This window comes from Peribacillus glennii (assembly GCF_003429105.1).
Lineage (GTDB): Bacteria > Bacillota > Bacilli > Bacillales > DSM-1321 > Peribacillus > Peribacillus glennii.
The window spans coordinates 738,352-762,490 of the sequence record NZ_QVTD01000003.1; the positions used below are offsets into that span (position 1 = coordinate 738,352).

Consider the following 24,139-nt stretch of genomic DNA (forward strand, 5'->3'; position numbering starts at 1 on the left):
CATCTTATCTAACCTTCTTTTACAGATTATGTTACCAAGTAAACGAACCTTTTCACTTGGAATCGTCGTTTACACTTCTTTATTCAACGCGTTTTCATGGTTTTGGCTATTCAAGCTCCATACGCCAATTTTATTTCTGCCATTAACCAGCACTATGAAAAATAACAACACACATATGACAGAAGAACCTACGAAAGGGAATGTGCTATGGACTGCGAATAGTACGCCGCCCACTAAAGGGCCTAAAATCCTGCCCAAGCTGTCTATTGCCTGGTCAAGTCCCATGGTTATGCCCCTTCCCATTCTTTGCTGTTTCGACAATAACGAAATAACAGTAGGCCTGATACACGCTGAACCAATCCCTATCAAAGCACATCCTAGGATTACGACCCATACACCGACGGAAATGGCAATGAATAAATAACCGGCCGTACATACGATAAAACCAAATTTTGCAATCCAGTTATCGGGCCTTATACGGTATAGATGTTTTAATAGGAAGAATTGAACAAAGGCTGACCCTCCTGCAAATATGCTGAAGCCCATACTGACTTCTCCAGGGGTAGCCGTAAAGCGTTCAATCATAAAGTAACCAAGCATCCCGAATAAACTGGAGGCGGCAAGCGATTTCCCCAAAGTAAGGATATATAATTCACGGTAACCTGTCTTGGTCACAAGCACGAGGGAATTTAGAAAGGATGGGTTATCGTTTTTTACCGTTTGCTTTGGGGGTTCCTTAACCAGAACCCAGACAAATGGAAGGGATATCAGCGCTAATGATCCTGCCGCAATGAATGGGGCATTGACACCGAATGGAGAAAATACGCCTCCCAGAGCTGGCCCGCATAAAAAACCGAGACCATTCACCGCGCCCATTTTAGCCATCGCCGCCCCCCTGTTTTCCTCATCCGAGGAATCGGCAACGATTGTGAAGGCGGCCGGCAGAGATCCTGAAGACAAAATGGCACCGATTATGCGCGCAACCAATAATTGCGAATACGACTCAGCGAAGATAATCAGAAGAAAAGCAATCCCAAAACCAAACAGACCAAAGAACAATATCGGTTTCCGCCCCAACCGGTCAATCAATCTCCCCCAAACAGGCGTCGCCAAAAACTGGGCAAGGGCCCATCCGGTGATCAAGCTCCCCATTTCAAAAGAGGACAAACCCAACCGTTCGGCTACATAAGGCAAACTAGGAAGAACGATGCCATAACCCGTCATCGTGAGAAACATCGTAAAAGACAAAATGATAAAAGCCCTGCGATCCATGGTACTCTTCCCCATTCCGTATTTCCAAAGTTTGGCCTTTTACTAGAAGTCGTTAGAATTATTTGAATTACATTTTACATTCACAAACCTTTCTAAGAATGGCTCAGCCTTACATTCATTTATAACCTTGTGTTTCTTACTAAGATTCTATGAAAAAATGAGCGAATTTTGAAGAATGACGCGAAATATAGAATGTAGAGAGGATGGTATATTAGTTGGCATAAACTAAAATGATAACAGCATTTGACAAAATCTAAAACAGGGCAACCTTTTCAGGAATGCCCCGGTCCTTTTCATGGATCAAACAGGTACAGACTCCGTTCTCTTGGAATATTTATCCTGCACGCTTATCCCTTCATCAATTGCAGCTTTTGCAATCTTTTCCCTGTGCGAATAAACATCACCTAGAACAGCTGCACTTCGCCTTGCCCGTTTAAAATATAAATGCATATCGTTTTCCCATGTGAAGCCAATGCCTCCATGCATTTGGATGGCATCGCCGCATACCTGGATCCCTGCTTCAGATGTATAGGATTTAGCAATGGAAATCGCTAATTCAGCTTCCTCATTCTCTGTATCCGCCGCCCAGGCAGCGTATTCCACTGCAGCTTTTCCGCTTTCAACCTTTAAATACATGTCTGCAGCCAAATGTTTCACAGCCTGGAAGCTGCCGATCAAAACGCCAAACTGTTTTCGCTGCTTCGTGTATTCCACCGTTTCGTATAATGCCCTTTCCGAACAGCCAACAAGCTCGGCAGAGATAAGCAAAGCGCCAATTTGCTTCATTTTGTCCATCAGGGTGCGGCCTTTGCCCATGCCGAATCCTTTTACAACCTGTTCTGCCTTGAGCGGATAGTTCAATAGACTTATTTCATACAGTGGATATGTTTCATCCATTGAATTGGAATTTCGGATGGCGATGCCCGGACTTTTTGTGTCAATCACGACAAGCGTCTCTTCCTCTTCAGGTGTAAAACCTTTGCCACCAACTCTTACATTTGCCAATATCACGTCTGCTTCATTGGCAAATGGCACTTCCCTGAGTGTCCCGTCCAGCACATAGCCATCCTCAGACTTTTTCGCTTTTGCATCAACATTGACCCAGGCGACTGTCAGTACTTTTTTGCCTGCCTCAATTTCCTCGGCCAACCTTGTTTGCTGCCTGCAGGTTTTTAGTGCAGCCAACCCAGCCATCGCCTCAACAAGAGGATAGGTCAACAAATGCCTGCCGGCTTCCTGTGCAACCAAAATCGCGTTCATGAGCCCTTTCCCATCTTCACCAGAACCCTCCATGTCAATGATCCCCAATAACCCCTGGCTGGCAAGCAGCTTTTGCATTTCTTTTGGGATCGCTGGATTTTCAATAAACGCCCTGACATGCTCCGGTGTATTGCGGGATTTGAACATGTCCCTTACACTTCTGCGCAGCATTTTCTCTTCATCACTGAATCCAAAAAACATTTACAAGGCACCTCACTTTGGCATGCCGAGTACTCTCTCGGCAATGATATTTTTTTGAATTTGCGTTGTACCTGCATAAATGGTCGCTCCCCGTGATCCAAGGTCAATCTCCTGTAAAATGCCGCGCCCAATGCTTTCTTTCCCGATATATGGCCCTTGTTCACCCAGGATTTCATGGCCTAATTTGCCCATATTTACATGCATGGTCGACCAAAACAGTTTTTGCAAAGAAGCTTCCGGTCCCAATTTCCCTTCATTTAACAGCTGACTGATCGTTTTTAAACCGTGATACCGCAGGATGCGGATTTCGGCGAACAGTTCCGCCATTTTTTGCCTGTAATAGCTTTCTTCAGACTTTTTTAGCGATGAACTGATCCGGGCTAATGTATTGAACTCATTTTGGAATCGCACCTGGCGCCCGAGAGCCAATGTGCCACGCTCAAAACCAAGTGTCCCCATGGCCACTTTCCATCCATTGTTGATTCCGCCAACAACATTTTCCTTAGGTATGTAAGCGTTATCAAAAAATACCTCATTAAAATCCCTGTTCCCATTTATCTGGACCAGCGGCCGAACAATTATCCCTTCCGTATTCATCGGGACTAAAAAGAATGTGATGCCTTTGTGCTTCGGCAGCTCATGATCCGTTCTGGCCAGTACAAAGCACCAATCAGCATGATGGGCAAAGCTGGTCCAAACCTTTTGACCATTGATCACCCATTTATCGCCCTCAAGTTCAGCACGTGTCTGGATGGCAGCAAGGTCGGATCCGGCATTTGGTTCTGAAAAACCCTGGCACCATACCTCATCACCCCGGAGCAGTGGCGGAAGAAAGCGTTGCTTTTGTTCTTCCGTCCCAAACAGGAGCAATGTCGGCCCTAGCAGCAGTTTTCCCAGCACATTAACGCCGCTTGGCGCGTTCAGCTTCCCTGCTTCCTCATCATAAATGATTTCTTCAACATGTGATAAACCCTGTCCTCCGTATTGCTTGGGCCACGATATCCCCGCAAACCCGCCTTCATATAATTTGCGGTCCCATTCCCGAAGGATCTTGCCTCTTTCTGCTTCATCATCCGGCCAGTTGAATTCCGGCGTCCCCCATCCTTGAGGAATATTATTAGTTAACCACTCCCTAACATGCTGTCTATACTCTTCCTGTTCTTTGCTAAAAGATAAATCCATTTTTTCCACCTCACCTAATATACTTTCATCTATTAATTGGCAGACTTCCGGATTTTGATCCCTCCTGCAATAAATAATATTCAGAATATTAATACTTTTCTGACGCTATCTTATCATATTATTTTATCCCAGTAAAAGTATTTTCTATAAATTTCCTTCATCACCTCTCCTTCAAATTCTTGCTGACTATGGAAACTCTCTTTTTCGGTAAGCTAGGTGCAGACTTATATTTAGCTTCATAGAAATAATTAATCATGTACCCTCCAGGATATTCATGAAATATTACCAAATAAAAATTTTTTTACTTCAAGTCTCGTAAAAACGAACATAGTATTTGATTCATTCTTGAATCTTAAAGTCCCCCTGAAAATCTGTCATTTTTTAAAAAAATATCTATATATTTACTACAAAAAGGTAGTGGGGGAAACTTATAAAACTTTTAGAAAACGCTTTCATAATACTGAATTTTCTGATAAAATCCAAAATAAGCTAGTTCCCACTCATACTTTTATCCTAAGGAGGTACAAAATGCTGTTAACCAATTTAATAGACCATACGAAGGATCATTATGGGGAATATCCTTTTCTCTATTTCGAGGATAAGGAATATTCAAACCTTGATGTAGAAGAAATGGCAAAGAAAATTTCCATTTTATTAAGAAACCGTAATATCGCTGATGGAGAAAGAGTCGTTGTCAGCATGCCTAACTGTCCCGAGGTCATTTTCTCGTATCAAGGCATTTTGCGTTCCCGCAGCATTGTCATCCCGGTTATGTTTCTACTCCACCCTAATGAAGTCCACTTCATCTTGAATGATTCGAAAGCGAAAGCGATCATTACATCTTCTCAAGTCCTTCCGAATATGATTGAAGCTTCTAAAAACCTTTCTTATAAACCAATATTCATCATTGTCGATTCGCTGGAAAACAAAGATGCCTATCAGGGCTTCGAAATAATCGAGCTTTATAAAGAAATAGCGTCCATAAATGCATCGCAGGAGCAGTTAGCGGAGGCTTCGGAAAATGATGTCGCGGTCATTCTCTATACCTCGGGTACGACTGGCAGGCCAAAAGGGGTTATGCTCACCCATAAAAACCTTTATAGCAGTGCAAAATCAGGGTACGAATTATCCAAGGAACGTGAGGACGGCGGTCGGGGGACTACACTTGGCGTATTGCCGCTTGCCCATGTCTACGGCTTCAGTGCCATGAATTCTTGCTTTCTTTTAGGCAGTTCTGTCGTTATTTTTCCTAAGTTTGACGTCGATCAAATTTTTGCAAGCATAGAAAAATATAAGGTTAGGAGCTTCTCGGCCGTTCCCGCTATGCTGTACGCCATGGTCTCCTCTCCTAATGCAGGCAATTACGACCTTTCCAGCCTCGAGTCCGTAGGCAGCGGGTCGGCTGCATTGCCAGTGGCTGTGATAGAAGCATTCAAGCATACATTCAATGCTGAAATCCGTGAAGGATACGGCCTCTCTGAAGCCGCTCCTGTCGTTGCCGCCCATCGGGATGGAATGCCAATCAAACCTGGTTCTGTGGGTATCCCGATCCCTGGCATCCAGGTCCGGGTCGTAGATGAAAATGGGAATGACGTCCCTAGAGGAGAAATCGGCGAGCTCATCGTAAAAGGCGATAATATCACTCCGGGTTATTATGGCTTGGAAGAGGAAACGAAAAAGGCAATCAGGGAAGGCTGGCTTTATACAGGCGACCTGGTGACAATGGATAACGATGACTATCTATATATTGTAGACAGAAAGAAAGACTTAATTATCCGGGGAGGTTTTAATGTTTACCCTAGGGACATTGAAGAAGTTCTTGCAAAACATGAGGCGGTTGCAGAAGTAGCGGTAATCGGGATTCCAGATGAAAGAATGGGGGAAGAAATCGTTGCCTGTGTCATCAAGAAACCTGGAGCTACCGTGGCTGGCGAAGAACTTATCGCTTATTCCCAGCAGAAACTGGCAAAATATAAAACTCCTAAACGGGTTCTATTTTTAGAGCAATTGCCAAGAAACGGCGTCGGCAAAATTTTGAAAAGAAAATTGAGGGACATGTATGAAACTACTGACTCCCCTGTCTCCTAATGAGGTCCTCGGCGTACTATTATGAACGAAAGAGGTGTATTTTTTGGAGAAAAGTACAATCCTTAGTGTTGACGGTTTAAAAACCGTTTTCCAAACCCGCCATGGATATGTTGATGCCATAAACGATATTACGTTTACCATCTCCCAGGGAGAAACAGTAGCCATTGTGGGCGAATCCGGATCCGGCAAGAGCGTAACAGCCTTATCAATTATGAAATTATTGGAGAGTTCTGGCCAGATAGCATCAGGGCAGGTTTTGTTTAATGATATGAACCTAGCGGAATTAAGCGACAGGAAAATCCGGGACATTCGCGGAAAACAGATTGCGATGATCTTCCAGGATCCCATGAGCTGCCTGGACCCTTTATATACAATAGGCGACCAAATCATGGAAATCTTGAAAATCCATGAGGATCTTACCCCGGCTGAAGCCGATAACAGAGTTTTAGAATTATTGAAGCTGGTTGGCATCCCGGATGGTGAAACCAGAAGGAACAGCTATCCCCATGAGCTTTCCGGAGGCCAAAGGCAAAGGGTTATGATTGCCATTGCTTTGGCCTGCCGGCCGAATCTATTAATTGCCGATGAACCGACAACGGCTCTCGATGTGACAGTGCAAGCACAAATCTTAGGATTGTTAAAGCAATTGCAGGCCGATTTTGGAACCTCTATCATTCTTGTTACGCATGACCTGGGTGTTGTGGCGGAAATGGCTGACCGTGTTATCGTTGTTTATTCCGGTACGGTTGTCGAGCAAAGCGGGGTGCATGAATTGTTCTCTAAGCCAGAGCATCCATATACGGAAGCACTGATCAGAAGCATTCCAAGAGCTGATACAGATAGGACCGCACCCTTGCATATCATACGTGGTTCAGTTCCAGGCTTGCATGAAATGCCATCCGGGTGCCGCTTTCACCCCCGATGTGATTACGCAACGGAAATTTGCACACAACAAGAACCTCCCCTCTTCCATTTAGAAAGTGACAGGTCCAGTCGATGCTGGATGAAGGATGGGTCCCTTGCAAAAGAGTTTCAGCACAGACTTAATACCGATAACCTTGATAGCCGGCACCCCGCTCCTCCCAATGATGCCTATACCGCTAGCAAGAAAGAGATTTTGCTGGAAGTACATAATATGCAAAAGCATTTTCCTATCTTAAAAGGGATCCTTTCGCGAAAAGTGGGCGCTGTCAAAGCCGTTGATGGTGTAAGTTTCGAAATTTTCAAAGGGGAAACGTTAGGCTTGGTCGGGGAGTCTGGATGCGGAAAGTCAACTACCGGCAGGCTGATTCTGAGGCTTTTGGATATTACGGATGGAGAAGTTAAGTATGGAGGCATAAACCTTGCTGAATTTAAAGGAAGACAATTGAAAGAACAAAGAAAGAAAATGCAGATTGTCTTCCAGGACCCTTACAGTTCCTTGAATCCTCGCATGACAATCGGGGACATAATCAGTGAACCGCTGGAAATCCACAGGATTGCGAGCGGCAGTGAAAAAATCCGCCGAGCAGGTGAATTGCTTGAAATGGTAGGACTTTCAAGCAAAGATGTTTATAAATTTCCCCATCAGTTCTCTGGGGGCCAGCGGCAAAGAATCGGCATCGCCCGCGCCCTGGCTACAGAACCGGAACTCCTTGTATGCGACGAAGCTGTCTCGGCACTTGATGTATCCGTACAGGCGCAAATCCTGAATTTACTCAAAAAGCTTCAAGGAGAGCTTGCACTTTCTTATTTATTCATTTCCCACGATTTAAATGTAGTAAAGTACATTGCTGATCGAATTTGCGTTATGTATCTTGGAAAAATAGTTGAAACCGCAGATTCTGAAACACTCTTTACTAACCCTACCCATCCTTATACACGTGCACTTCTCTCATCCGTCCCAGTACCTGACCCAACGATCAAAAAAGAACGAATCATTTTGGAAGGAGATGTTCCAAATCCGGCGAAGCCGCCATCGGGATGTGCATTTCATACCAGATGCGAGCACGCCAAAGAGATCTGCAAATCAAAAATTCCGGAATTCAAGCAAATGTCACTAGGGCACAAAGTGGCTTGTCACCTAATCAATTAGAAAGAGGTGAAATCGCGAGGTTATGGTAAATTACGTAATTAAACGTTCTGTATATGGCTTGATTGTCCTTTTGATCATGATATCTTTTGTTTTTATTGTGATGCGGTTAGTTCCCGGTGATGTGGTGGCCCTTCAATTATCCGGGGCCGGTGCCGTATCGGAAGAACAAATTGCACAGTTACGGTCCGAGCTGGGATTGGACAAATCGGTCTGGGCCCAATTTTTGGATTGGACAAAAAACGCGGTCACAGGAGATTTGGGTAAATCTCTTTGGTCCAAAATGCCCGTAACCACCCTGATTGCTGAAAGGATTACCGTCACACTACAGCTGGCGTTTATGGCGATTACCATGGCAATACTCATCGCCATACCAGCCGGGATCTATTCTGCCATGAAAAGAAATACATGGATTGATCACATGATCAGGGTCATTGCCATCGGTGGCCTTTCTATTCCGAATTTTTGGTTTGCCTTATTGCTGATCATCTTTTTGTCACTATTTTTCGGCTGGATCCCGCCGCTTGGTTATCAGTCTTTTTTTTCAAACCCGATTGTTAACCTTCAGCAAATGATTTTGCCGGCTCTTGTCCTTGCTTTGTCGTTAAGCGCAAGCATCGTCAGGATGACGCGTTCTTCGCTTTTAGAAGTATTGCATGCTGATTTCATCAGGACCATCCGTGCAAAAGGCGCAAAAGAAAAATTGGTGATTATGAAGCATGCACTCAGGAATTCACTCATCCCTGTTATTACATTGATTGGGCTGCAGGTTGGCTTCCTGCTTGGCGGTACCGTCATCATTGAATCCATCTTCTCTTTACCTGGAATTGGCAGCCTTATATTTGAAGGCGTTACAAAACGGGATTATCCGGTCGTCCAGGCAACTGTCTTAGTCTATGGAGCCCTGTTCATGATCGTGAACTTAATCGTCGATATCGCGTACGGATGGATTGATCCAAGAATGCGTCCAGATTGATGCAGTTAAACAAATGATTGAAAGGAAGTGAAATTCTATGAACCCAGCCCCCCAGATAAATCCAGGATTGCCTAACACGAGCATCAAACAGCTTTCGACAAAACGAATCAGGCTTAGAAAATCACTGGATGAGACGAAACGTTTCATCAAAACCCAAAAAATAGGGGTCATATCGCTCTCGATCATTATGCTGTTCATCCTATTGGCCGCTTTCGCACCTTTGATCGCCCCATACGATCCGATCGAACAAGACAGGTCTGCCTTTATGCTGGCACCGACAGCGGCTCATATAATGGGCACCGATGATTTAGGACGGGATATTTTTAGCCGCATTATATTTGGGGCCCGAGTATCCTTGCTTGTTGGAATAGCGACCGTAGCCATCTCGATGATTTGCGGAACGATTCTTGGAGTGATTTCCGGCTATTTTGGAAAAGTGATCGATATGGCCATTCAAAGGGTGATGGATGCTATTATGGCGATCCCTCCACTGATTTTAGCATTGTTTATTGCCGCTCTTCTTGGGCCGGCCATTAAAAATGTCATTATTGCCCTGACCATTGTGAATATCCCCCATTTTGCGAGGATTACCAGGGGGGAAATGCTGCGGATAAAGGAAATGAATTACGTAGAGGCTTCGCGGTCTGCAGGATCAGGTGCATTGCGGATCATTGCCAAGCATGGAATCCCAAATATGATGGCTCCGATTATCGTAATCGCAAGTCTGACATTTGGCCAATCCATTATCGCTGAAGCATCGCTGAGTTTTTTGGGAATCGGCACCCCTCCTCCGAACCCATCGTGGGGATTGATGTTAAGCGGAGCCAGCAGTTATATGGAAAACGCCCCTTGGATGGTGCTTTTTCCCGGCTTGGTTTTAAGCATTGCTGTACTGGCTTTTAACCTTCTGGGAGATGCATTAAGGGATTTCCTTGATCCAAAGTTAAATTAAACACAGAAACCTGTAAAGAAAATAAGATAAGGGGGAAATTTGATGATGAAACAAAGTAACTGGCTTTTAATTATCGTAGCATTAACCTTTCTTCTATCAGCTTGTTCTAACAAATCAGAGACTACGAGTGGTACGAATCAGGGGAAAAATGGCTCAGGAGATGGGAAACCGAAATCAGGCGGTGTTGTGCAGATCTTGAATCCCGCTGACCCGGATATGCTGGATCCCCATAAAACGTCATCCATTTATGCACACAATATTTTGGGACTGGTATATAGCAAGCTTGTTACTTATGAAACGGGACCTGACGTTGAATTCTCAGATTATAATATCGTTCCAGACCTGGCAAAGGATTGGAAAGTTTCAGAGGATGGGAAAGTCTATACCTTTCATTTACGTGAAAATGCAAAATGGCATAACGTCGCTCCTGTTAACGGAAGAAATGTGAATTCCGGGGACGTAGTTGCCACCTTTGAAAGAATTCAGTCCATACCTGGTCACCAGGCGTATATGCTGGATCAAATCGATAAAATAGAAACACCCGATGACCTCACTGTCGAGTTCCATCTGAAACAGCCTTTCGCGCCTTTCTTAAGCTATATGGCCAATCATTTTATGTGGATCCTTCCAAAAGAAGCTGCAGAAGGAAAAATCAATTTAGAAACTGCCGCCATTGGCACTGGCCCATTTGTTTTAGATAAATGGGAAAGAAATGTCGAAACAAAATTCAGTAAAAATCCGGACTATTTCCTTGAGGGATTGCCGTATTTGGATGGAGTCAATTTCAAAACAGTGCCTGACGAAGACACAAGATTGGCTGCATTCAGGACGAAACAAGCAGATACGACAGGCCTCCTTTCACCACAGCAATTTGCAAATCTAATGAAGCAAGATCCGAATTTACAATACCGGGAGACTCTGTTTCCAACACAGACTCAAGTTTACATGAACATGACACGGAAGCCTTTTGATAATCTAAAAGTCCGTCAAGCCATTGCCATGGCTATCGACCGCAAAAACGCCGTTAAGCAAATCTTTGGCAACGGGGAAGTCAGCGGCCCGGTAAATCCGTCATTGGGCAAATGGGCACTGCCAAAAGAGGAGCGGGAAAGCCTGCAGCCCTACGATATTGAACAGGCTAAAAAGCTGCTGAAAGAAGCCGGGTATCCCGACGGTTTTGAAACAAAGGTAATGGTAACGGACGGTTACGGAGAAGCGACTGTACGAATGGCACAATGGGTCGTGGAGGATTTGAGGAAAATTGGCATCAAAGCAAAACTGGAAGTGGTCGAATATGCCACATACTTTTCCCAAAAATGGCCGAAGCTCGATTATGATATTGGCGTCGGGTTCCAGTCATACCTGCAGGAACCCGATGAGTGGCTGTATGGGCAGCTTCATTCAAAAGGGGCCAAAAACTGGTATGGAATAAAAAACCCTGAGCTCGATAAAATGCTCGAAGAACAAAGAACGGTCATGGATGAAGACAAGCGGCTTGCCAAAATTCTCGATATCCAAAGATACGCCCTCAAGGAGGTCGTTAATCCAATTCCATTGGTCACTCATATAACCGCCTCGCCAACACAACCATATCTTAAAAATTGGAATACCCATGCTTCCTATGGAATGATTCATATGAAAGAGGTATGGCTGGATAAAAAATAAACAGCTTTCTCGGTCACGATAAAAAATACAGAGACCCCCCGGCCTTGCCTGGGGGTTCTTTCATTCTAATTTTTACCGGCTTCTGTCGATTGAACACTCGTTCAATTTAAGCGAAATAATAAATAACCCCATCCTCCTGCTCGGAAAATATGTCCCCCCTCTCTAATAAATAGTCCAATAAACCAATCGTATCGGATGCGAGCAAGATCAAGGCTCCTTCGTACCTGCCAGGGTACAATTCCCGGACTAATTCGTAGCCGCTCATTCTGCCTTTTTCCAATTTCCCTTTGACCCTCAGCGCCCTTTTATCGATTTTTTTTAATGTTTCGCTTATGAGCTCATGAGGCTTTTCGATGGGTTCGCCATGGCCTGAAAGCGCTATGGCAACCGGGTATTCCAGGCACTTCTTCAAATTATGGACATACTGATTCAGCGGCTTAGAACGTTCTGTTTCCGGATGGATTGGCGCCTCCAGAAAAACCCCTGCCGGTGTATGCTTGATAAGGTGGTCGCCACAAAGCAAAACCTGGTCACTTGCACGGTACAGGGCAATATGGCTTTGCGCGTGTCCTTTTGTCTCAATCACCTGCCAATCCGGCAGCCCGGGAATAGCTATGCCTTCATCTATTTCCCCGGTGATGTATATTTTATTCTTTAAACCCTGATTCCAGTCTTTTAAATTTGCCAGGTCTTGAGATAGCTCCTCCGGTATCCCGAACTCCTTATAAAATTCAGTGAAGAACCGGGTTCCACTAGTAAAATGGCCTTCATCCTGAGTCAAATAAGGGCGGCAATTCACATGGGCATAGATTGGTACGGGGTTTAAGTACACCAATCTATCCAAAAAACCAACGTGGTCATCATGATGATGTGTGAGCACGATTTGTTCGATGTCCATTATCGTCAACCCGCGTTCGTTAAACGCTAAATTGAATTCCTCCCAGGCAGCCTCGATATTCCTCCCACAATCCACCAACGTCAACTTCTCCCCATAAACCAGAAAAACATTAACCGGACCTACCGGCCATTCAGTAGGCAGCTCAATCAAATCAACACCGGTTATCTTTTGAGATGTTCTCAATTAAACCACACCCATCTTATTAAGCTTCTTACATTATTATTATTCTATTATACAACAGAATATTAATTTGTTCCTCTTAAAGAAAACAATGGGTAACATTTTGTAAATGAACTTAAATGGCTGATATAATACAGAAAAAATAATAAGGCATGCATCGAAGAGCGTGAAAGGATTTCACTTTCATACGGAGACAGTGTAACGTTTAAAAGCATCTTTTCCATTATATAAACCGGGAACTCAAACTATCCATTTTGTCAAAAAAGCAGTAATACTTCAATAAGGTCTTCCCTTCACTGGCTCAGACTGCCAGCAATAAATAGTGATGCCTTGAAGAAATATGATAAGTTTGCTAAAAATTAGCGTGTACTGCCTTATTCGAAAGGAGTCTTCACCGTTGATTAAATATCAAGAACTTCACCATGTTGGACTTAATGTCACCAATTTAGAAAAAGCAAAGCGGTTTTACAGTGACATACTTTGTTTGCAAGAATTAGAGCGACCGAATTTTGATTTCGATGGAGCTTGGTATCAAATCGGTCGGCATCAACAGCTCCACTTGATTGTGCTGCCACATTCTGAAACCATTCGCTCTAACAAACAATTAAATACAAAAGAAGGCCATCTTGCGTTAAGAGTGGAAAGCTTTGAGGAAACTTTGCGCTGGTTGAAGGAAAATGATGTCGAAGTGCTGGAAAATACTAAAAGTGTAAGCGGCTTTGCGCAAATATTCTGTGCCGATCCTGATGGGAATTTGATTGAACTTCATGTGAAACAAAGTAACCTAAACTTAGGGTGAACTTTAGGCGATCTGCGGAATAAACTGAATATTGGTTATGAATCAGCCCGTATTTAAGATTGACAATATCAAAAAGGCGGTAAGTCATGATTAAAATTAATCAGCAATGGGTGGATGCCAGCCAGATTCAGTTTGGTTTTTCATCTGGCAGAGCCTCTGAAATCCTCCGGTTCATGAGCAAGTACAGTAATGTGTACGAATTTAAGAATATGGAGCAGCTTGAATTCGAGGTGGCGATTCGGCTTCAAGTGATCGAGGCAGCTCTTGTGCTGCATAAAAGCGGGATCCAATTTTCAACAATTGCCGATACCAAATGCAATCCGGCGTTTTGGAGGCTTACCGCGGAAGGTGCGTGCATCCTCCAGCCTTTCGCTCTGCCGCATGCTGCCATTGAAGATGTTTTCCTAAATGGCAGACTCTACGCTTTTGAATGTGCCACAGCCATCGTAATCATTTTTTACAAAGCAGTTTTGAAACTGATTGGACGTGAACAATTTGATGAACTTTTTAGGGGTCTATATCTTTTTGACTGGGAATACCATCAAAATTTAGCGCTCCGTTTTCATCAAGGAACAGATTACTTGCCTGGTGACTGCTTATACTTCAAAAATCCAGAACATCATCCTAAAACACCGGAGTGGCAAGGAGAAAATGCGATTATGCTTCAGGAAAATCTTTTTTATGGCCACGGCATTGGAATCACTACAAAAGAAGGAATCATCACTGTATTAAATACGAAAAGGAGGCCGAATCCTACCCAATCTGCCTACCTAACCAGGCATATTATCAATCTGGATAGTTCATACTTCAGCAAATACACTATGGTGATGCCCCGAAAAAATTCTATTCCGTCCGAGGAGATTCTCCGGCAATCCAACATGATTGTTTCAAAAATCGGCTCAGCCACATATTTACTTTAAGGGGGTCAGTCCCCCGCCACGTTAATGCATTAACGAACTGGGGGACTGACCCCAAATCGCCCAAATCTATTAAATCGGTCTAAAGTACCTTTTTAAATTTATTGAATGTTCCATCTTTTCAAACATTTATAAAACATTTACAATAGCTATAAGCACCAAATCAATCCTACCCGGGAGGCATGCACTATGAAAATCATGAGTAATGAATTGTTGGTTGTTTCGTATCGTGATGCTGTATCATCGAATAAGGACCAGGATTTGATTAAATACTTAAAGGATGAAATTCAAAGACGCGGATTGAGGCCATTTAAAAACAAATAGTTAAACAACCACCGTCCAAAATGTTGGACGGTGGTTTTATATTCTTAAGGCCCGATAAAAGATCACCCTAAAAAAAGAAAACAGTAGCCCCATACAAAACAGCTGTAATTGCGGCTGCAATCAAGGCAGGCTTCAATTTGAACCTTGCATATTCAATGACAGATAAATTTAATATCCTGGCAATTGTATTTGTATCATCGCTCAAAGGGGATGCAAAGGCACCGAAGGTTCCGCTTGCAAAAACTGCACCTATTACAAGCGGGAGGGAAACGCCCGCTGCCTGGGACATCGAAATTCCAAGCGGCATCAGAATGCCCCAAGTTCCCCACGCCGACCCAATAAAATAAGAAACGGCTGCTCCAAATAGAAACAAGAGCGGCACAACAATTGATGATGGAATCCATCCTGAATGGTCTGTTATGAAACTGGAAAAGCCAAGCTGCTCAGTTACTGAGGAAAGTCCCCAGACTGCTGCCAGCAAAACAATAACGGACATTAACTCATTTCCTCCAGAGATAAAGCTATTCAACAGATCTGCCGTTTTCATTTTCTGCAAGCGGAGAAAAATGAATGTAAAAAGCAATGTGAAAACAAGCGCGAACAGCATGGCATCCATTACATCCGCTTTAATAAATGCAGCAAACATCCCCTTTTCTTTTTTATATCCATCCCACCATGTGAGCAGCAGCGTTAAACTGACAACTAAAATTAAAGGGATTAACAAATTCCAGGGCTTGGAAGGCAATTCCGTGGCGACAGCAGGATCACAGTTATGCCAGTCATCCTCTTGATTTGCTGCTTGTTCCCCAACTTTCCCGGGGTCGCTGTCTTGTGTAGTTTTGGAGTGGTGGAAAAAACTTAAATAAATCCCAAGCAAAATCATTACAAACGAAAAGAAATTATAAGGGATGCTTTTTAAAAAGAGCTTATATGGATCTGCAGCTATTTGCTCATTGGTGATAGCAATGTCCACAATAGAGGTCATATAGCCTACAAAAGCCGTGGCAATCGGAATCAGGACGATGAGCGGGGCAGCTGTGGTTTCAATCACGAATCCTAATTCCTGAGTAGACATCTTTACTTTTTTTAAAAGTGCGCGCATGATCGGGGCAATGGTAACAAAACGAAAACTTGGTGCGGCAAACGTCCCGATTGTAGAGAGGTATGTAAGAATAAGGGCTTCTCTCCTTGTCTTTATACGGGCAGAGGCTTCTTCAACAAAGCCGCGTATCCCGCCTGCTGCCTTGATCATCCCGATCAGCCCAGAAAAAGCATAAAGAAACAAGAGGATTTTTATGTTGTTTGGATCAATAAGGCCCTTAATGAGGAATTGAACCATTTTCTCCATACCGCCTACAAGAGTAGGCTGAAGCAGATAAGAACCTGCCAATAATCCGGCAAACAAACCGGGCAGCACTTGTTTTGTTTTCATGGCAATAGGAATGACGACTAAAAAGGGAATTATGGAAACCCAATCATTTTGCAATTTCTTCACCCTAACTATTTATGGCCTATGATTAGAGTGTGATGGATGGGTAAATTTATGCTATTTTAGGGTAGTTCTTTAATATGAATTAAAAAGATTATTACTTAGTCTCTAATAACACGCTTCAAATTGGGCCGCTTGATAATTAATATTTCATGTCACGGGATAAATTTCCCCGTTCCAAATTCAGAAGCTGAGTCTTCATATCTAACCCGCCCCGATAACCGGTAAGCTGGCCATTTTTTCCTATCACCCGGTGGCACGGTACGGTAATCAAAACCGGGTTCGCCCCTATGGCTGCCCCGACTGCACGAACCGCTTCCGGCTTTTGAATCTGGTTTGCGATATCCGAATAGGACCAGGTCTGTCCGTAAGGAATTTTACAAAGTGCCTCCCATACGGCCTGCTGAAATGGAGTACCGCGATAATCAACAGGTCCGGTAAACTCTTCCCGGGTCCCTTGGAAATACTCTTTTAGTTCTTCCGCATACGGCCTTAATTTTTCATCATCATGAATTAGTGAACTTCCATTAAAACGTTTTTCAACCCAGCCGGAGAGCTCTTCAAAGGATTTACCCAGGGATCCTATATAACATAGTCCCTTTGCTGTTGCTGCCATGTAGATCTCCCACTCTTCATGAACCAGTAGAGAGTAGTAAATAGCCGGCTTATTTTTTATTGTCATTTTTATCACCTGTGTACATTTCTTTATTTCTATTTAATTGGCGATATTCAGTAGGAGTCAGCCCTGTTTTCTTTTTGAATAACGTTGTGAAATAAGATGTATTATACATTCCTACTGCTCCGGCAATTTCCGTAATTGATTCTTCGGAATCGGCCAGGTATTCCACAGCCTTCGTTATCCTCGTTTTCTGTATATATTCAATGGGAGTTACCCTTTTGATTCTTTTAAAAGTGCGTTGCAAATGATAAGGGCTTCCATGGCATATGTCAGCCAGTGATTGAAGTGTCAATTTTTTGTTATAGTTCGCTTCGATGTAATGAGTAATTTGTGTAACCCACTCATGGTCTGGCAAAGGGCCGCCGGTTGGCTTGCAACGTTTACAAGGACGAAAGCCTTCTGTAATTGCTTGCTGGGCATTATCAAAAATAAGTACATTTTCTTTGTTGGGCATTTTGGATTTACAGGATGGCCTGCAAAATATACCGGTGGTCTTTACAGCGTAAAAAAACTTCCTATTGTAAGCTTCATTGTTGAGTATGATGGCTTGCCATTTTTCTTCTGTCAATGTTTCAATTCCATTGCCTGCTGTATGGCCGACAGAAGCATTATAAGGTACTGACTTCATTTTGTTTTTCATGTCCTTACCCCCATCATTAGTATACCGCTTATAATGGCCTAGTGAACATATTCATGAATGTAATGGCAAGATATTAAAAATAGGCGCAGGGTATATTGATATGAGCATAGAAAAAAATGAAAAGGGAATCTTACAATGATTCCCTTGTGTGTTTCATTTATTATTTTGCATCAGCAGAAGTTGGGTTTTCATCAGCATTTCCTCCCCCGGACCCTTCTGGGCTTACTAGACTTTCATGTGAAAATTTACTCCTTTTGTTACATTCATATTCAACATCTCTATCCATTTCCCTTGCTTTTTTTAAAATTTCTTTTTCCATGTCGGGTTCACCTCCCCTTTTAGTCTGTCCGGTCAATCGGCGCTTCTTTCGGAAACAATTTTTAGTTGGAAAACCCGCCGATTGGCGAACCTTTGTGAAGGGGAAGACAGAGGCCTAATTCAGGGGTATATGTGATCGTTTCCCCAGGACATGGCATAAATAGTCTGTGTTCTGCTCTAGGCAGAAAAGAAATCTTTTCTCCAAACAAAAAAAGCTGCCAATGACAGCTTTACTTGAGATCAATGCACACTTTTATAATGCTTTTTATCAGTTAGAAACCTTTACTTCTGTTATTTCCTTTTTATCTTGTGAACCCAATTTTTCCTCAGTTTGGCTGTTAATCGTTTCAGCAGTTGTCAGTGCCTGGCTGTTCGGTTCAGGTGATAATTGATCCGATGGTTTCTCACTGTTTGTTGAAGTGTTTGTGTTATTTCCTGTAAAAGACCTTACCTGGTTCATGATTTTGTCGCGCATTTCCGGTGTGACCATCGACTGAACCTGATTCATCACTTTGTCGCGTGAAGCTTTGTTACGGAATAAATAGACAGCCGCCCCCAAAGCAGCAAGTCCCAATAAACTATTTTTTGATTTAGCCATAAAAAAGTCCCTCCCTATCATATACAACTGTTATTCCCGTTAGGTAAAATTTCTAAACAAAAGATCATTAACCGTTAACAGCTGACTCTGATGCTCAACATGGACAAACTTTTATTCGGATTTTCACTTATGAAGAAAAGGATATTAGCAGCTCAATTCATCTATTGATGATAACTGCAGTTATGCAGTCGCTGTTTTTACCCTAAAAAATATAGCCAAACAAAAGCTCTGTTTCTTAATATTAATTTTCAGTTTCAGCGGGAACCCCGATTTTATTTCCAGTAATTTGCATAAAGCGTTCAGGTGTATCCAACTGTTCAAAACCAAATTTTGAGTATAATGAGTGTGCGTCAAAAGTCGCCAGCATAAACCTTCGAACACCTTGAAGCTCAGGATAATTTATGATTGTTTTGACCAACCATTTTGAAAGCCCCAAACCTCTATAGGCCGGTAATATAAAGACATCACAGAGATAAGCAAGGGTGGTTAGATCAGTGATTACCCTGGCAAAACCCACTTGTTCCCAGCTTTCATTTAAACCTTCTTTATAGATTCCAAAACAAAGCATCGAATTATTTATTGATTTTTCCACTGTCTGGCGTGAAACTCCTTTTGCCCAGTACGAATCATTACAGAGGAAATGAAAAATTGTATCAATATCTAATTGGTTTTTATTTGTAGAAATGATGAAACCATTTTGTTTCCATTCGGTCATTTTGTATACCCCTTGCATTTTTCTAATAATCGACTTGGTGTCAATATGGGTCAGTTCACCGATAATCCGTTAACAAAACCCGCATTTATATAAAAAATTGTTAATCGGCCGCATTTTCTTGCATATACATAGCCTCTGAAAGACGGCCATCTATACCCTGAAAACTCCAAACATACTTAAAGCATGGTCATCCGGTGCATTTGAAGAGTTGCCTCCTGCTTCAATGCCTTATTCACAATCTCATCGACTTTTTCCCGGCTCGCAGCCGAAAGTGCTAAAATCACTTCTGTACTTTTTGTTGCATCAGACACTGCTTTTTTGGTAAAAGTCTTAAACAATGTTCAACAATTAACATTACAAAAATAATCTCGCTCAACCATACAAGCTTCATTTTCATCAGAAAATTGAGGATTAAATTCATAACCAATTTTACCAAAAAAGTCCATGGATTTGTCTAAATCTTTCACTGGTAAGTTGACAAAGATTTTTTTCTGATTTAACTCCAATTACATCGCCTCGCTTTGTATTAACTCGCTACCATTAAAGCATTCCATAATTGTGTCAATAATCCTGCTAACAAAAAATTAATCCCTCTCATCAGAAAACGTGACCTGTTAATCGCTAAAAGGTTTCATCTTCATTTTTTCGTTCCATACTTTGGGATTTTATTCAAGCCTTACAAGTTGCAACCGTGTTAGTTCTTAGATCTTTTTCAAACATAACGATATCCATTGCTCTTATACCATCCTCAAATACTCGGTCTGGATACTTTTTGAAAAAGTCTTTTTTTTATTTCAGCCATGTTAAAACCTGCCTTTTAATAAAATGCCTGGTAGCCTATGCTTGAATTGGCTGTGCCAACAATCATTTTTCTAAATCCCTTTTCTTTATAATATAAATCAAAAGATTTCTTTACTATTATTTTTCCTAAACCATTTCCTCTATATCGCGGATTCAATGCTATATTTTTGAGCTCAACAATCTATTCAGAGTGAAAAGTAAATAAAATGGCTCCAACCACAACAGTTTCAATATAGATTGAAAACAAAGTGTCAAAAGCAACTGTTTTCTCAGTATTCAATCAACCACCTCCTATGTAACAATCTCCAATAAGCGCCTGCACTCGTTTATTCGAAGTACTCCACTCCAAATAGCTTGAATAAAGCCAAAGAGTCTAATGTATATTGAGAGTCACGATTCAGATAAATGCTTGTCCATATGCCCTCCTCATTCCTCTGGGCAAGTTCTGTTAGGTATATATTCGTGATCTCGGGTGTTCTTTCGGGATTCGGGCATTTGACCTCAAAAGTCCTTATCTGTAAGTGAGCTGATTATTTTAGCCATGCCTATTTTGGAAAATACTCCCTGAATAAAATAGCCAGGATTGAAACGGCCATTAAAAATAACCAAATATATACTCCAGATATCTTCTTTGTTAAGGTTCTAAATAAGGTATAAAGGACAATGAAGACTGTTATAAAAACAATAATATTTGCAGGTGAATCAAGAACAAACACATTCAAAAGTTTAAAGTTATGCATTTTACCATCTCCAACCTTTGCATTTCATGAAGAACCCATTTAAGAGCCCCGTTCTGCAATAATTGCCTGTCGATAGAAATCATACATATTATGTAATTTTGAAAATTTTATTTTCAATTTATTCGACCTGCAAATAACAAAATTGTAAATAAACGATGATATTTTAAGTGGTAATATATATGGCAAAATACAAGTATTGGATTTACAATTGAATAGATGCTCATTTGCTTATCAATTGGAACTAGGGGGAGCTAAATTGTTCGGAATCCAGGAGTTCTTACTCAATATGTTGTTTATTATTCTTGCAATCTTTGCCTATCAAATTTTTTGGGCGGATAAAATTAAACAAATCCAAATGATGACCGTCAAACGAAACCGATACATCATTGCACTTCTTTGTAGTATCTCTATTATTTTATGTATTACTTTCCCTGTTTCTCAATCAAGTGGGTATTTTTATGATTTGAGACAAATACCGATATTGATTGGCACTTTTTATGGCGGGTACCATGTTGGATTGATCCTGACAGGAATTATGGTAGTGTATCGATTCTTGCTTGGGGGCAGCGGTTTAATCAATACAATTTTGTTTTACTCTGTATTTATTTCTCTTGCCATCACGGTGCGGCCGATATTTTTGCGTTACAGTTTGAAGAACAAGCTGCTGCTTGTCTCGATCATTGTAGCAAGCATGTCTTTTTTTCCTATCGTTTTAGCACAGTCTTTAAGGTTTGCTCCTGAAACATCCGAACTCTTTATTCTGATATTCTGCAGTGTTTCGATTGCCACAGTATGTTTAGCAATCTATCTTATTGAAAAATTGATTGAAACAGTACGCTTGCGAATGGAATTCCACCAAGCCGAAAAAATGAACGTTTTAGGGGAGCTGACCGCCTCCATAGCCCATGAGATAAGGAATCCAATGACTGCAAGCCGGGGATTTATGCAATTGCTTAAGGAAGAAACCAGAGATGAAAAAAAACAAAGCTACATCGATTTAGCCATTTCTGAAATGGACAGAGCCCAAACAACGATATCCGAGTATCTCTCTTTTGCAAAACCGGAAATGGAAGAATTAGAAAAGATCCAAATTTCTGAGCTTGTATCAAGCGTTCTTTCAATCATGTCTCCCTATGCCGCTTTTCACAATGTGGAACTTATTTCCAACATACAGCCAGGCTTATTTATAAATGGAAGCAAGGGAAAACTGACTCAAAGCCTGGTCAATCTCATAAAAAACGCAATCGAGGCCTCCACAGGCAACGGAAAAGTCGAAGTATTCTCTTTGACAAACGATGCAACTTTGTTTCTCAAAATTTCTGATAACGGAATTGGAATGGAAGAAGAACAAGTGCAACGAATCGGTACACCTTTCTATTCAACAAAAGAAAAAGGAACCGGCCTTGGTCTTTCAGTAAGCTTTCGGCTGATTGAATTAATGGGCGGTACCATTAAGGTAGAAAGCCAGCCGGGGAAAGGAACTAGTTTCACCCTTGCTTTTCCATCAATTCCTGACCATAGTAACCAATGATTTTCTAATCATGGGAATCGGGATGTGGCGCATATATAACCTGGCCCGGAGGAAGGTAATGATGATTTCCACATTCACCACAATCTCTTTATGACTAAATGCAGAATGATATATCACTATATGGACAATGTATTTCTTCGTACAACAACCATTTCTTTTTCACCATACAAAAATCCAAATCTGCTTGTCGAAAAATATTGTTCACTTAATAAGAAGTATAGTAAAATTTTAACATATAAATACAGTATTTAATGTCGAAATTCCCTAAAAATGAAGTTTCCTACTCTTGAAATGTAAGTTAAAATGTTTTTATGAATGTATTCGAATGGGGCGGTTAATTTGAATCTGCAAATTGAGCATGATGATATTGATTTCCACCAATTGGTCGAACGATCTTTAAATTCATTCTGGATTTTAGATAGAAATTGTACAATACTTTATTGTAATAGGGCTTGTTTATTATTGTTAAAGGCGATATCTTCCTCGGATATCCTATATAAACATATGAGCGAATTTCTTCCTTCGGAATTTCATGCCGTCTGCAAGGAACAGTTATCACGAGTATGGAAAAATAAAGCAGAGACAATGGAACTCATAGAAGCAAAAATGATAAGAAAAGATGGCGAAATGATTGATGTTGAGGCAAGGATTGCACCTTATTATTTAAATAATAAGCTATACGCACAAGTATTATCCAGGATATTACCCATCGCAAAACGGCCGAAAAGCTTTTGAATGATCGAGAAAAGTTAGCTTCACTCGGGCAAATATCAGCAGGGAATGCCCACGAGGTCAAAAATCCCCTAACATCCGTCAAAGGTTTTTTGCAACTGTTAAAGGAATCCAACCCTCACCCGTATTTAGATACGATAGAATCGGAATTAAAAAAGGCGCTGGATACGCTGGAGAATTTATTGCATGTATCCAAACCGGACTTACATGAGGAGCCAACAGTTCCGATTTACTTAAGCAACGAACTATATTCTATTTTGGATTTATTCCAGGAAAAACGTTACAATGTCGAATTAGAGATGGATATAAGAGATTCAAAGAAAAGAATATGGGGCAAAAGAAATTTATTCCTCAAGGCGTTATTCAATCTAATAAAAAATGCATTCGAAGCGATTCAAGAAAAAGGAAAAATAAGAATTGAACATTTTTATCACAATGGATTCATTTATATAAAAGTGTGTGATACTGGTATAGGGATTCCGCAGGATAAGTTAAAATTGCTTGGTACACCGTTCTTCACCAGCAAAAGCGAAGGAACTGGTTTAGGCCTGACGCAAGTATACACAACCATTCACGAACATGGCGGAAACATCTCTGTACAAAGTACAATTGGAAAAGGGACCTCTTTTCATTTACAGCTGCCGGCTTATTCAGAAACATAATTGATTGGCCGCGGGCATGATGCACTCCTAGCTGTACGATGCCTTTCTTTTTTTGAAAGGTGTCGCATTACCAAGCTACTCACTTCACTATAGCGGAAGTTCAAATAGAGATAAGATCAAGTCAGGTTTTGTCCCAATAAAGTATGCAACAAAAGCATATATAACGTGAAGGTTATAGAGAAAATGAAAAGGATGATTGGGAGAATTTTATATTTATTAACTTTTTTCAGGGTCATACTAAATATGACTGCAGCAAAAAATGTAACAATATAGTAGAGATAGAAAAAGCCGGATTTGGTAAAGGGCCCTAAGAACAGGCAAAGTTCCGAAAATTGAACAAGAAAGGCTAATATGCACAAAGAAAGCCACTTCAATTGATTTTGGGTTTTACTAATGATTATGATTGATAAAATGATCGAAACGGAAATTAACAGCGAAAGAAGCCATTC

22 protein-coding genes and 1 pseudogene are annotated in these 24,139 nt (G+C 41.6%); 11 read left to right on the forward strand and 12 right to left on the reverse strand.

Features of this window, described 5'->3' with window-relative positions:
• Positions 1-69 precede the first annotated feature (69 nt).
• The 3 genes from D0466_RS04995 to D0466_RS05005 form a co-directional block, all read right to left on the reverse strand.
• Positions 70-1,287, reverse strand: a complete 1,218-nt coding sequence (locus D0466_RS04995) for an MFS transporter (RefSeq protein ID WP_117321435.1) — start codon at positions 1,285-1,287, stop codon at positions 70-72.
• Between the two features lie 285 nt (positions 1,288-1,572).
• Positions 1,573-2,733, reverse strand: a complete 1,161-nt coding sequence (locus D0466_RS05000) for an acyl-CoA dehydrogenase family protein (protein WP_117321436.1) — start codon at positions 2,731-2,733, stop codon at positions 1,573-1,575.
• Positions 2,734-2,745: 12 nt separating this feature from the next.
• Positions 2,746-3,915, reverse strand: coding sequence for an acyl-CoA dehydrogenase family protein (locus D0466_RS05005; RefSeq protein WP_117321437.1), 1,170 nt, complete (start codon positions 3,913-3,915; stop codon positions 2,746-2,748).
• A 528-nt stretch (positions 3,916-4,443) separates the two neighbouring features.
• Here D0466_RS05005 and D0466_RS05010 point away from each other — a divergent pair.
• Genes D0466_RS05010 through D0466_RS05030 form a run of 5 tightly spaced genes read left to right on the forward strand, consistent with a single transcriptional unit; the run spans position 4,444 to position 11,667 of the window.
• On the forward strand, positions 4,444-6,003 hold the full coding sequence (locus D0466_RS05010) for a class I adenylate-forming enzyme family protein (RefSeq protein ID WP_117321438.1): 1,560 nt from the start codon (positions 4,444-4,446) through the stop codon (positions 6,001-6,003).
• 43 nt (positions 6,004-6,046) lie between these two features.
• Entirely contained in the window at positions 6,047-8,077 is a 2,031-nt protein-coding gene (locus tag D0466_RS05015) for an ABC transporter ATP-binding protein (RefSeq protein ID WP_117321439.1), read from the forward strand.
• Positions 8,078-8,099: 22 nt separating this feature from the next.
• Positions 8,100-9,050: a nickel ABC transporter permease gene (gene nikB / locus D0466_RS05020; protein WP_117321440.1), complete on the forward strand. Its 951-nt coding sequence runs from the start codon at positions 8,100-8,102 to the stop codon at positions 9,048-9,050.
• 37 nt (positions 9,051-9,087) lie between these two features.
• Positions 9,088-10,002: an ABC transporter permease gene (locus D0466_RS05025; RefSeq protein WP_117321441.1), complete on the forward strand. Its 915-nt coding sequence runs from the start codon at positions 9,088-9,090 to the stop codon at positions 10,000-10,002.
• Positions 10,003-10,044: 42 nt separating this feature from the next.
• Positions 10,045-11,667, forward strand: a complete 1,623-nt coding sequence (locus tag D0466_RS05030; RefSeq protein ID WP_117321442.1) for an ABC transporter substrate-binding protein — start codon at positions 10,045-10,047, stop codon at positions 11,665-11,667.
• Positions 11,668-11,773: 106 nt separating this feature from the next.
• Here the strand turns inward: D0466_RS05030 and D0466_RS05035 are convergent, their stop codons facing one another.
• Positions 11,774-12,748, reverse strand: coding sequence for an MBL fold metallo-hydrolase (locus D0466_RS05035; RefSeq protein WP_117321443.1), 975 nt, complete (start codon positions 12,746-12,748; stop codon positions 11,774-11,776).
• A 394-nt stretch (positions 12,749-13,142) separates the two neighbouring features.
• Between D0466_RS05035 and D0466_RS05040 the strand changes: the two genes are divergently transcribed.
• The 3 genes from D0466_RS05040 (at position 13,143) to sda (ending at position 14,785) form a co-directional block, all read left to right on the forward strand.
• Positions 13,143-13,544: a VOC family protein gene (locus tag D0466_RS05040; RefSeq protein WP_117321444.1), complete on the forward strand. Its 402-nt coding sequence runs from the start codon at positions 13,143-13,145 to the stop codon at positions 13,542-13,544.
• Positions 13,545-13,630: 86 nt separating this feature from the next.
• A complete protein-coding gene (locus D0466_RS05045; RefSeq protein ID WP_117321445.1) occupies positions 13,631-14,464 on the forward strand; it encodes a protein-glutamine gamma-glutamyltransferase in 834 nt (277 codons plus the stop codon).
• 186 nt (positions 14,465-14,650) lie between these two features.
• Positions 14,651-14,785, forward strand: coding sequence for a sporulation histidine kinase inhibitor Sda (gene sda / locus D0466_RS05050; RefSeq protein WP_117321446.1), 135 nt, complete (start codon positions 14,651-14,653; stop codon positions 14,783-14,785).
• A gap of 67 nt (positions 14,786-14,852) precedes the next feature.
• Here the strand turns inward: sda and D0466_RS05055 are convergent, their stop codons facing one another.
• The 8 genes and pseudogenes from D0466_RS05055 to D0466_RS23590 form a co-directional block, all read right to left on the reverse strand.
• Positions 14,853-16,271, reverse strand: a complete 1,419-nt coding sequence (locus D0466_RS05055; RefSeq protein ID WP_117321447.1) for a Na+/H+ antiporter NhaC family protein — start codon at positions 16,269-16,271, stop codon at positions 14,853-14,855.
• Between the two features lie 145 nt (positions 16,272-16,416).
• Positions 16,417-16,956 carry a methylated-DNA--[protein]-cysteine S-methyltransferase gene (locus D0466_RS05060; protein ID WP_117321448.1) on the reverse strand — a complete coding sequence of 180 codons (540 nt, stop codon included), beginning with the start codon at positions 16,954-16,956 and terminating at the stop codon, positions 16,417-16,419.
• Positions 16,940-17,581, reverse strand: a complete 642-nt coding sequence (locus D0466_RS05065) for a bifunctional transcriptional activator/DNA repair enzyme AdaA (RefSeq protein WP_233522583.1) — start codon at positions 17,579-17,581, stop codon at positions 16,940-16,942. Before D0466_RS05065 ends, D0466_RS05060 begins: the two co-directional genes overlap by 17 nt.
• Positions 17,582-17,753: 172 nt before the next feature.
• Positions 17,754-17,912: a hypothetical protein gene (locus D0466_RS22105; protein ID WP_158555835.1), complete on the reverse strand. Its 159-nt coding sequence runs from the start codon at positions 17,910-17,912 to the stop codon at positions 17,754-17,756.
• Between the two features lie 267 nt (positions 17,913-18,179).
• Complete coding sequence (locus D0466_RS05070) at positions 18,180-18,509, reverse strand: hypothetical protein (RefSeq protein ID WP_117321450.1); 330 nt, start codon at positions 18,507-18,509, stop codon at positions 18,180-18,182.
• 241 nt (positions 18,510-18,750) lie between these two features.
• Complete coding sequence (locus D0466_RS05075) at positions 18,751-19,224, reverse strand: GNAT family N-acetyltransferase (protein ID WP_117321451.1); 474 nt, start codon at positions 19,222-19,224, stop codon at positions 18,751-18,753.
• Between the two features lie 100 nt (positions 19,225-19,324).
• Positions 19,325-19,670 (reverse strand): annotated as a pseudogene (locus D0466_RS05080) (VOC family protein).
• A 371-nt stretch (positions 19,671-20,041) separates the two neighbouring features.
• Positions 20,042-20,206 (reverse strand): GNAT family N-acetyltransferase, encoded by a 165-nt coding sequence (locus D0466_RS23590; protein WP_407675621.1) that lies wholly within the window; start codon positions 20,204-20,206, stop codon positions 20,042-20,044.
• Between the two features lie 815 nt (positions 20,207-21,021).
• Here D0466_RS23590 and D0466_RS05090 point away from each other — a divergent pair.
• From D0466_RS05090 to D0466_RS22820, 3 genes are all read left to right on the forward strand, one after another.
• Positions 21,022-22,296 (forward strand): ATP-binding protein, encoded by a 1,275-nt coding sequence (locus D0466_RS05090; protein WP_117321453.1) that lies wholly within the window; start codon positions 21,022-21,024, stop codon positions 22,294-22,296.
• Between the two features lie 315 nt (positions 22,297-22,611).
• Positions 22,612-23,031: a PAS domain-containing protein gene (locus tag D0466_RS22815; RefSeq protein WP_233522542.1), complete on the forward strand. Its 420-nt coding sequence runs from the start codon at positions 22,612-22,614 to the stop codon at positions 23,029-23,031.
• The gene (locus tag D0466_RS22820; RefSeq protein WP_233522543.1) at positions 23,028-23,690 is read left to right on the forward strand and encodes an ATP-binding protein; all 663 of its coding nucleotides are present in this window, start codon (positions 23,028-23,030) and stop codon (positions 23,688-23,690) included. Before D0466_RS22815 ends, D0466_RS22820 begins: the two co-directional genes overlap by 4 nt.
• Positions 23,691-24,139: the final 449 nt, after the last annotated feature.